8 protein-coding genes and 3 tRNA genes are annotated in these 9,093 nt (G+C 71.5%); 2 read left to right on the top strand and 9 right to left on the bottom strand.

Features of this window, described 5'->3' with window-relative positions; genetic code table 11:
• The first annotated feature begins 104 nt into the window (after window positions 1–104).
• Entirely contained in the window at window positions 105–614 is a 510-nt protein-coding gene (locus ACE3O1_RS13245) for an N-acetyltransferase family protein (RefSeq protein ID WP_374315789.1), read from the top strand.
• A gap of 47 nt (window positions 615–661) precedes the next feature.
• Here the strand turns inward: ACE3O1_RS13245 and ACE3O1_RS13240 are convergent.
• The 4 genes from ACE3O1_RS13240 to ACE3O1_RS13225 all read right to left on the bottom strand — a co-directional run bounded on the left by ACE3O1_RS13240 (window position 662) and on the right by ACE3O1_RS13225 (window position 3,447).
• Window positions 662–735, bottom strand: a tRNA-Met gene (locus ACE3O1_RS13240).
• A gap of 31 nt (window positions 736–766) precedes the next feature.
• Window positions 767–838 (bottom strand) — tRNA-Thr (locus ACE3O1_RS13235).
• Window positions 839–902: 64 nt separating this feature from the next.
• Window positions 903–2,447, bottom strand: a complete 1,545-nt coding sequence (locus ACE3O1_RS13230; protein WP_374315787.1) for a peptidoglycan DD-metalloendopeptidase family protein — start codon at window positions 2,445–2,447, stop codon at window positions 903–905.
• A gap of 199 nt (window positions 2,448–2,646) precedes the next feature.
• Window positions 2,647–3,447 carry an inositol monophosphatase gene (locus ACE3O1_RS13225; RefSeq protein WP_374315785.1) on the bottom strand — a complete coding sequence of 267 codons (801 nt, stop codon included), beginning with the start codon at window positions 3,445–3,447 and terminating at the stop codon, window positions 2,647–2,649.
• Window positions 3,448–3,532: 85 nt separating this feature from the next.
• On the opposite strand from ACE3O1_RS13225, the gene ACE3O1_RS13220 reads away from it, so the two are divergent.
• Window positions 3,533–5,116 (top strand): phytoene desaturase family protein, encoded by a 1,584-nt coding sequence (locus tag ACE3O1_RS13220; protein ID WP_374315783.1) that lies wholly within the window; start codon window positions 3,533–3,535, stop codon window positions 5,114–5,116.
• 22 nt (window positions 5,117–5,138) lie between these two features.
• Here the strand turns inward: ACE3O1_RS13220 and ACE3O1_RS13215 are convergent, their stop codons facing one another.
• From ACE3O1_RS13215 to ACE3O1_RS13195, 5 genes are all read right to left on the bottom strand, one after another.
• Window positions 5,139–6,188: a hypothetical protein gene (locus tag ACE3O1_RS13215; RefSeq protein ID WP_374315781.1), complete on the bottom strand. Its 1,050-nt coding sequence runs from the start codon at window positions 6,186–6,188 to the stop codon at window positions 5,139–5,141.
• Window positions 6,189–6,555: 367 nt separating this feature from the next.
• Window positions 6,556–7,113, bottom strand: a complete 558-nt coding sequence (locus ACE3O1_RS13210; protein ID WP_374315779.1) for a YbaK/EbsC family protein — start codon at window positions 7,111–7,113, stop codon at window positions 6,556–6,558.
• A 255-nt stretch (window positions 7,114–7,368) separates the two neighbouring features.
• Window positions 7,369–7,450 (bottom strand) — tRNA-Tyr (locus tag ACE3O1_RS13205).
• Window positions 7,451–7,548: 98 nt separating this feature from the next.
• On the bottom strand, window positions 7,549–8,463 hold the full coding sequence (locus ACE3O1_RS13200; protein ID WP_374315777.1) for a PfkB family carbohydrate kinase: 915 nt from the start codon (window positions 8,461–8,463) through the stop codon (window positions 7,549–7,551).
• Window positions 8,460–8,960, bottom strand: a complete 501-nt coding sequence (locus ACE3O1_RS13195) for an FBP domain-containing protein (RefSeq protein ID WP_374315775.1) — start codon at window positions 8,958–8,960, stop codon at window positions 8,460–8,462. Before ACE3O1_RS13195 ends, ACE3O1_RS13200 begins: the two co-directional genes overlap by 4 nt.
• Between the last annotated feature and the right edge of the window lie 133 nt (window positions 8,961–9,093).

Raw genomic sequence — 9,093 nt, 5'->3', positions numbered from 1 at the left:
CTGCTCGTAGACGCCGGCCTTGCGACGCGTGAGCAGCGCGGCCGCTGGGCGTACTTCCGCGTCGTCACGGAAACGCTCGACCAGGCTGTGAGCGCACTCCGCCCATGAGCGCTCCCGGCATCCGTGCGATGCGACCCGAGGACTGGCCGACCGTCGAAGCCGTCTACCGCGAGGGCCTCGCAACCGGCAACGCGAGTTTCGAAGCGGATCCGCCGCCCTGGGACACATTCGACGCCGGGAAGCTGAAGGCGGGTCGGCTCGTCGCCGTCGACACCGATGGCGACGTGATCGGCTGGATCGCCGCGTCGACGGTTTCCGCCCGGGACGTCTACCGCGGGGTCGTCGAGCATTCGGTGTACGTCGCCACGCACGTTCGCGGTGGTGGCGTCGGTCGAGCGCTCCTGGACTCATTTCTCGCGGCGATGGACGCCGCAGGAGTGTGGACGGTGCAGTCGAGCATCTTTTCGGAGAACCACGCGAGCCTCGCACTCCACGAGCGGGCGGGTTTCCGCCGCGTGGGTCAGAGGGAGCGCATCGCGCTCATGACATACGGTCCGTGGACGGGGAAATGGCGCGACACCGTTCTGATGGAGCGACGCCGTGCAGACGGGTGAAGCCCCCGTCGAATTGTGCGCGTAAGACCGGTGCCTTACCTCTGAAGTAGCAGGAGCGGGGCTTGAACCCGCGACCTCACGATTATGAGTCGTGCGCTCTCACCAACTGAGCTACCCTGCCGCGTGGCATCCGTCTCACGAAGGATGCTGCGAGCCCCGAGTCAGGATTGAACTGACGACCCCTTCCTTACCATGGAAGTGCTCTGCCACTGAGCTATCGGGGCGTGCTGCCCGCGCGCGGGCAACTAGACGAGGATACCAGAGCAACGGCACCTCTCTGAATCGACGTCAGCCTCCGGCGTGCTCCCGCAGCCAGGGCATCGGGTCGATCGGTGTGGTCCCGTTCATGAGCAGCTCGAAGTGCGTGTGGGCACCGTAGGAGCGACCCGTGTTGCCCGTGTTGCCGAGCACCGTGCCGACCGTGACCTTCTGTCCGGGAACCACCTTCAGCGAGCCGTACAGCATGTGCGCGTAGTGGCTCGAGATGAGCTGTCCGTCGACGACGTGGTCGATGATGACGTGCACGCCGTAGTCGCCGCCGGCCTCGGAGGCCACCCGAACGGTGCCGTCGGCGATGGCCTGGATCGGCGACCCGGCACCCGGCGTGAAGTCGATGCCCTTGTGCAGCTTGCCGTCGCGCATGCCGAACCCGTACGACATCGTCACACCGACCACGAAGGGCCACTGGATGGCGCTGTTCGGGTCGTTGTGGAACAGGCTCGAGAAGTTGCTGATGCCGGCCTGCGAGGCGAGCTCGGCCACGGTGGTCGTGTCGTAGTTGCCGCTGCGGTCGAGCGTCTCGGCCTCGACCGTCGCGGGAGCGACGTATGCCTGGATCTCGCCGGCACCGAGATCGGTGCTTCCCGTGTCGCCGGGAGCGACGATCGACATCATCGACGCGTCGACTCCGCTGGCCGCGGCCACGGCCTGCGCGGGCGTCGTCATGCCGACGGTCACGGCACCGACGATGCCCATCACGCCGACCGAGAACGACGCCGCCGCGATCCGCTTGAACGCGGTGCCGCGCCTGGGGCGCGGGGTGCGGCGGACCTTGTGGGGCTTGGCCTCGGTCGCGGCGGGCTCGGCGACGGCGTCGGCGACGGCGTCGGCGACCGGTGCATCCGAGGTCGGGACGGCGAACTCGCCGGTGAACGAGAACAGCCGGGCGGCGGCTTCGAACTCGTCGACGGATGCCGCGGCCTGAGCCTGCGCGCTCTGCACAGCTTCCTCGGCCGCGGCCGGGACGACGGGCTCGGTGACGATCTCGGCTTCGACGGTCACTTCGTCGAGCGGACGGCGCGGAGCGCGCTGGCGCCGGGACGGCACAGACGGCTGTGCCGGGGTGTCGACGACCTCGAGAACGATCTCGGCGGGAGCCTCGGGCTCGACCACGGGCTCGAGAAGCTCGAACTGCTCTGCGGCCGAGGGCTCGAGGATCGCGGACTGCTCTGCGGCCGGGGCAATCACGATTGCGGGCTGCTCAGCTGTCGTCGGAACCAGGATCGCGGGCTGCTCAGCCGTCGTCGCGCGGCGAGCGCGGCGGCTCAGCGGCGCGGCGGCCAGGTTGACCACGGGAGCGGTGGGGATGACGGCTTCCGGCTCAACCGTCGACGCGGCGGGGAGGTCGGTCAGCGACTGCGACGTCGCGATCTCGGCGGACGCGGCATCCTTCCGCTTCTCGTCGGAAGGTGCGTCCCAGACGCCCGCAGCCGGCTGGGGCTGGACGGTGCGGCGGCGCAGCTCCGCGCGAGATGCTCCGAGGGTCTCCGACGATGCCTGTGCAGGCGAGGACGGAGTGCGGCTGGAACGGCGCGTGGGCGCAGGCTCAGCCATCGGGGCATCAAAAGGCAAGCGGCAGCTCTCGGTCGTGTCGCATCGGGGGGCAACGGTACGGACGGCGGGCAATGATCACTTCGGGCGTTCGGGCGCGAAAGTAACGATCGGGTAAACACTATCGCGGACGGCCTGGGAATGCCATGTGGGGTTCGGGAAGTCGCGCGATTTCCTATTCATTCTTATGAAACACCCAGGGTCAGTCGTCCAGCGCCGCGTCGACGAGCCGCTCGAAGATCGACGGCGACGAGGCCACCGTGAGCGGCCGATCGCTGCCCTCGGGTGGAGGGAAGAACGCGAACGAGCCGCCGGCCTCGGTGACCAGGAGCGCGCCCGCGGCGTGGTCCCACGGCGCCAGCCCGCGCTCGAAGTAGCCGTCGAGGCGCCCCGACGCGACGTACGCGAAGTCGAGGGAGGCGGCGCCGCCGCGGCGGATGTCGCGCGCCATCGGCATGACCCGCGCGACCCGCGCGAGGTCGCCCGCGTGCGTGGCCGGGTCGTAGCCGAATCCCGTCGCCAAGAGCCCACCGGCCGCCGACACCTCGGCGTTGACGGTGAGCCGCTGCTCACCGAGCCACGCTCCACCGCCGCGTGCCGCGCGGAACAGCTCGCTCGATACCGGGGCGTACACCGCCGCCGAGATCGCCTCCCATCGCCCGGCCACCGGCTCGCCGACGACCGCCGCGATGCTCACCGCGTACTGGGGCGATCCGTAGGCGTAGTTGACCGTGCCGTCGATCGGATCGACGACCCAGGTCACCTCGGAGCTTCCCCGCTCCGCGCCGGACTCCTCGCCGAGGAACCCGTCCTCGGGGCGCGCCTCGGCGAGGCGGGCGCGGATCAGCGCCTCGACCTCACGGTCGGCGAGGGTCACGATGTCGGCGAGCGCGGACTTGGTCGCCGCGATCGCGACGCCCTCGAGCCTCCGCGTGCGGGCCAGTTCTCCGGCATCCTGAGCGATGTCGACGGCGAGGGCTTCGAGGTCGTGCGCGAGGCTCATGCGTCCACGCTAGCGGCGAGAGCGCGGCATCCGTCACCGACCGCCGGAGGCGAGGCATCCGTCACCGCCCGGCTAGCGTGGAGGGATGGCCGCCGCAGTCCGCTCCGCAACCCATGACGTCGCGATCGTCGGCGGCGGGCACAATGCCCTCGTCGCCGCCGCCTACCTCGCGCGGGCGGGCAGATCCGTCGTCGTGCTCGAACGCCTCGACCACGTCGGGGGCGCCGCGGTGTCGGAGCGTCCGTGGGCCGGGATCGACGCGCGCCTCTCCCGCTACTCGTACCTCGTGAGCCTGCTCCCCCGCCGCGTGATCGACGACCTCGGCCTGCGCATCGACCTCACCCGCCGGCGGTACTCGTCATACACCCCCGATCCGGCGGATCCCTCGCGCGGCATCCTGGTGGACACAGCGGATGCCGCGGCCACTGCCGCATCGTTCGCCCGCGTCACCGGCGGCACGACCGAGGCCGGCCGCTTCGCCGCCTTCTACGACCGCATCGCACCGGTCGCGCGGCAGCTGTTCCCCACGGTCACCGCGCCGCTGCAGCGACGCAGCGCCGTGCGGGACGCGCTCGGCGACGCCGAACTGTGGGACGACCTGTTCGAACGCCCGCTCGGATCCGTGCTGCGCGGCGCGCTCGACACCGACATCGCCCGCGGCATCGCCCTGACCGACGGTCTCATCGGCACGTTCTCGTCGGCGGACGACGAGAGCCTGCGGCAGAACCGCTGCTTCCTGTATCACGTGATCGGCGGTGGAACCGGCGACTGGGACGTCCCCGTCGGGGGCATGGGGCGCGTCAGCGGCGAGCTCGAGCGCGCGGCGCGCGAAGCCGGTGCCGACCTGCGCACGAACGCCGCGGTGACATCGATCTCACCCGACGGCGAGGTGTCGTTCGAAGGAGCGCAGGGCGCGTCGACGGTCCACGCACGTCTGGTGCTGAGCGGCGTGGGACCGGCCGTCCTCGCGCGCCTGATGGGCGAGCAAGCACGCCCCGAGGACGCTCCCGAGGGCGCCCAGGTGAAGGTGAACCTGCTCCTGCGCCGACTCCCCCGGCTGCGCGACACGGCCGTCGCATCCGAGGCGGCGTTCGCGGGCACGTTTCACATCAACGAGACGATGTCGCAGCTCGACGCCGCGTTCGACGCCGCCGCGGGCGGCCGCATCCCCGAACCTCTCCCTGCCGAGATCTACTGCCACTCGCTCACGGATCCCTCGATTCTCGGCCCCGAGCTCCGGGCATCCGGGGCGCAGACCCTCACCCTGTTCGGACTGCAGGTGCCGCACCGGCTCGTCGCCGGACAGGATCCGGATGCTGCGCGCTCGGCGCTGCTCGCCGCGGCTCAGCGCTCGCTCGACTCCGTGCTCGCCGAGCCGATCGCCGATGTCGTGTTCGAGGCGCCGGACGGCACGCCCTGCATCGAGGCCCGTACGACCGCCGACCTCGAGGAGTCGCTCGGCATGACCGCGGGCGACATCTTCCACGGACCGCTGTCGTGGCCGTGGGCGGACGACGACGCTCCGCTCGAGACCCCGGCGGAGCGGTGGGGCGTGCAGACCGCCCACGCCCGCGTGCTGCTCTGCGGTTCGGGCGCGCGGCGCGGCGGGGCCGTCAGCGGGCTCGGCGGTCACAACGCGGCAATGGCCGCGCTCGAACTGCTCAGCTGAGGCTTCGGGGCTGACGCCCCCCTCAGGGACGCGGGGGCAGCGGCGGCGGGGGCGGGAAGCCCTCGTACCCGGTGGAAGTCGGGGCCGCGGCATCCGTCTGCGCAGCCGGAGCGGGCGGTGTCTGCGCCGCGGGATGCGCGGGCGCCCCGAACACGTGGGCGCCCGGGGTGGGATACCCGGTGTAGTAGGCGTTCCAGTCGGGCGACCCGTCGGGGAGCATCGGCAGCGGCGTGTGGCCGTCGACATAGGTCGGCCAGGGCAGGAGCTCCTGCTCGGCCGGCGCGGCGGGAGCCGCCGGCGCGGGGGCGGGGCTGAGCGCCGTGGTTGCGGGCGTCGCGACGAGCTGGGGCGCGGGCTGAGCCGGCGCGGGCTGAGCCGGCGCGGCTCCGTGCGGAGCCCCGTACGGCACCGGGTGCGGTGTCGCGGCGCGCGGCTGCTTCGGGGCGAAGAGGAGGTTCACGAGCGGGATGAGGGCGGTTCCGACCGCGGCCAGGATGGCGACGGCGACGGTGACCCGCCAGTAGATCTCGGGGAACCACAGGTACTCGCCGAGCATCAGCGGGATGATCAGCAGCGCCGCGAGCGAGACGACCAGGATGATCGTGACGATCGCCACGGTCCGCGTGAAGGGCGTGTCGTAGCGCTGGAAGGCCTTGAGGTAGAGGCGCACGTGGAGCAGCACGAGCTGCAGGATCAGCACGATGAAGAGGAACTGGATGAAGCGCGAGAAGCCGCCCCACGAGTAGCGCTCGGGCATCCAGATCATGACGGCGCCGATCAGCAGGGTCGCGATCCAGACACCCAGACTGGCCAGCGCGAACCACGCCGGGCGGCGCGGCGCGAGGTGGGCGTCGAGGATGGTGGCGCCGGCGAAGCCGACCAGCAGCAGGATCGTCAGGAACGCGCGGCCTACGATGCCGTTCTGGTTGCCGATCAGCACCCACACGACGCACACGATGGCCGCGGCGATGAGGGCGCCGATCGCGACCCAGATGGCCGCGCGGAGCAGCGACGACGGACCGGAGTCCGCCGTGGGCTGCGGTGCGGGCTCGTAGTGCTCGGGCACGGTCATGGCGGTCCTCTCAATCGCGGACGCTCGCCCGCACGCCCATCCTGGCACGGGCCCGGCGTGCGCCGGGAGAGCGCGGTCCGGGTGGGCATGTAGTGCCCGGCCGGGGCGGCCCGGCCTGGGCAGCCCGGCCTGGCGCGGCCCGGCCTGGCGCGGCCCGGCCTGGGCACCCGGTCGGTGAGGCGCATAACTCCTGCACCTTCGCGGCGCGAGCCGCCCGCGACCGCGAGTTTCCGGGGGTGGCTGCGCCGGAGCATCCGGTTCTGCAGGAGTTATGCGCCCGAGGGCGGCCAGAACCCCGCGCGCCCGACGGTGGCCGCAGACCCCCGCGCGCCCGAGGGTGGCCGCAGAGCCGCGAGGGGCGGATGCCTCAGCCCGACGCCCTCGCCAGGCCCTCGACGAGTTCGGCACCCGGCAGGGAGAGCAGCGCATGACCCGGAAGGAACAGCTTGCTGCCACGCACTCCCCCGCCGATGACGACCTCGGGCGCCGCAGCCACCGCCGCGTCGACGAAAATCGGCCAGTCCGCGGGCAGCCCGACCGGCGTGATGCCGCCGTACTCCATGCCCGTGAGCGCGACGGCCTCGTCCATCGGTGCGAACGACGCCGACCTAACGTCCAGTCGACGCCGCACGACGCCGTTCACGTCGGCACGCGTCGACGCGAGCACCAGGCACGCCGCGAACCGCACCTCGCCGCCGCGCTTCCCCTTGACGACGACGCAGTTGGCCGAGGCATCCGGAGCCACTCCGTACCGCTCGCAGAACGCAGCCGTGTCGGCGAGCGCCGGATCGATCTCGGCCACGCCGATCGACGAGGCGACGTCGGCAGCGAGCGCTCCCAGCGCGGCTGCGACCGGCGGCGCGACGAGGGACGGATGCTGCAGCGCGGCGTGGGCGGTCAGGGTTCCGGTCGCGGTCCAGGGCATGCGGTCAGCGTAGCGATCGATGCGGCGGACTCAGCCAGGAGAGAGAAGACGGGCGCCGCCCCTCTCGCCAGGGGCGGCAACCCGTCGACGCGACGCTATCGCGGCCGCGACCGAGGGCGCCGGGGACTGTCCACAAGCATCGCGCCGCTGGTCAGATCGCGAACCGGTCGCGTGCCCTCGCGGGCGGAGAGCCAGGAGCGGTTCGGCCGGATGAACGAGAAAAGCGCCCCGCGAGGGGGCGCTTTTCTCGTTCGGTGGCGAGTGAGGGATTCGAACCCCCGAAGTCTAAGACGGCTGATTTACAGTCAGATCCCTTTGGCCGCTTGGGTAACTCGCCAGGCGCACCCGTCCGACTTTCACAGACGACCGGAGGCGCGATCAACCATCTTACGCTGTGTCGGGCAGTGCTCGAAATCGAGCCGGCAGGCGCCCGGATCAGGTGCCGAGCCGGTCCAGATCGAGCGACTCGAGGGCCGCCGGAGTGCGCAGCAGGGCCCCCTCGAAGCGGCAGGTCGCGGCCGCGAGGTCCATCGCCGACGCGAGCACGGCGGCCCACTCCTCCTCGGTCGCGGGGTCGCCCTCGGCGAGCGCGGCGATGGTCGCGGCGAACGCGGCGTCGCCTGCCCCCATCGTGTCGACGATGCGGCCGGGCAGGCTCGAGATGGGATGCGTCACCACGACGTCGTCGGCCTCGATCGTCGCGCCCGAAGCGCCCTGCGTGGCGAGCACCGCGTCGGCGCCGAGGTCAACGAGCCGGGTGCGCAGCGCGTCGAGGCTGTCGCCGTACAGCAGGCTCGCGTCATCCTCACCGACCTTGACCAGGGCCGCTCCCGCGGCGAGTCGCTCGAAGCCCCGCACGAACTCCTCAGAATCGCGCAGCATCCCGCTCCGAGGGTTCGGATCTACGGCCACACGCACGCCGGCTGAGGAGATGGTGCCGGCGAGTTCGGCCGCCTGCTCTGCGTCGTCGAACGCGAAGCAGCTGACCACGACGAGCGCGGCATCCGCCATGGCCTCCCGCTCGCGATCCCCGAAGCGGATACGGCGGCGCTGCGACGCCTCGTTGAACACGTACTCCGGCTCACCCCCACCGGTGCGCGTGCTCACCGCACGGGCCGTGCCCAGCGGCGAGGGGGTCTCGATGAGGTCGACGCCGTAGTCGCCCAGATAGGAGCGGATGCGGCTGCCGGGTTCGTCGTCGCCCACCATCGCGATCAGCGTCGCGGGAACCCCGAGGCGCGTCAGTCCGACCGCGACGTTGAGCGCCGCGCCGCCGACGAACTCGCGCACGCCGTTGTCGTCGCGCAGCTCGTCGATGAGGGCATCCCCCACCACGACGACGCGGGTCATCGGCGGATCTCCGCGGTCTCGAGCACACGTCCGACGAAGGCCTCGGTGCGACGGCGGGTCCCGTCGATGCGCAGATCCACGCTCGCGCGCACCTCGTTCGGCGCGAGCGGCATCGCGAGCCGCACGTTCTCGTGGCACGACAGGTCGGTGCAGATGTAGGTGCCGACGCTGTCGCCGTGCTCACCCGCCGAGCCCGCCCGCCGCGCCGTGAACAGGGCTACCTGGTCGGCCGGCTGCGTCGTGTGGCAGAGATTGCACATCGCCGACCGGGCGCGCGACATCCCGTCGGCGGCGCGCAGCACGATCCCTCGCGGCTCGCCGTCGAGTTCGGCGATCATGTAGCCGCGTCCGCGCGTGCGCGGATCGCGCCACGCGAAGAAATCGAGGTGATCCCAGTCGGTGAGCACGAAGTCGGCCGGCAGGGCGACGATCCGCAGTTCATCCGGTGAAGCGTTCACGAACGACGAGCGCACGTCGTCTTCGGTCAGTGGGCGCATGGCACCTCCTCGCGACCCCAGTCTACGAACGACGGATGCCGCCGCCACCCCGCCTTGACAGCTCGAGTTGCCACTTCCGGTCGGTGTGCGAGTGCGGAAGCCCCCCGAAGTGGCAACACCGGCGGAGCGGGTG

The sequence above is a fragment of the Microbacterium sp. genome, assembly GCF_041909575.1.
Taxonomy (GTDB): domain Bacteria; phylum Actinomycetota; class Actinomycetes; order Actinomycetales; family Microbacteriaceae; genus Microbacterium.
The sequence above is the reverse complement of the archived record's forward strand: the minus strand, read 5'-3'. Positions and strand labels throughout refer to the sequence as shown.

Excerpts from the sequence above, each read along its gene's own strand:
- ACE3O1_RS13245 (WP_374315789.1), top strand. The coding sequence starts at position 105 with ATGAGCGCTCCCGGCATCCGTGCGATGCGACCCGAGGACTGGCCGACC.
- ACE3O1_RS13230 (WP_374315787.1), bottom strand. The coding sequence starts at position 2,447 with ATGGCTGAGCCTGCGCCCACGCGCCGTTCCAGCCGCACTCCGTCCTCG.
- ACE3O1_RS13225 (WP_374315785.1), bottom strand. The coding sequence starts at position 3,447 with ATGAGCCTCGCGCACGACCTCGAAGCCCTCGCCGTCGACATCGCTCAG.
- ACE3O1_RS13220 (WP_374315783.1), top strand. The coding sequence starts at position 3,533 with ATGGCCGCCGCAGTCCGCTCCGCAACCCATGACGTCGCGATCGTCGGC.
- ACE3O1_RS13215 (WP_374315781.1), bottom strand. The coding sequence starts at position 6,188 with ATGACCGTGCCCGAGCACTACGAGCCCGCACCGCAGCCCACGGCGGAC.
- ACE3O1_RS13210 (WP_374315779.1), bottom strand. The coding sequence starts at position 7,113 with ATGCCCTGGACCGCGACCGGAACCCTGACCGCCCACGCCGCGCTGCAG.
- ACE3O1_RS13200 (WP_374315777.1), bottom strand. The coding sequence starts at position 8,463 with ATGACCCGCGTCGTCGTGGTGGGGGATGCCCTCATCGACGAGCTGCGC.
- ACE3O1_RS13195 (WP_374315775.1), bottom strand. The coding sequence starts at position 8,960 with ATGCGCCCACTGACCGAAGACGACGTGCGCTCGTCGTTCGTGAACGCT.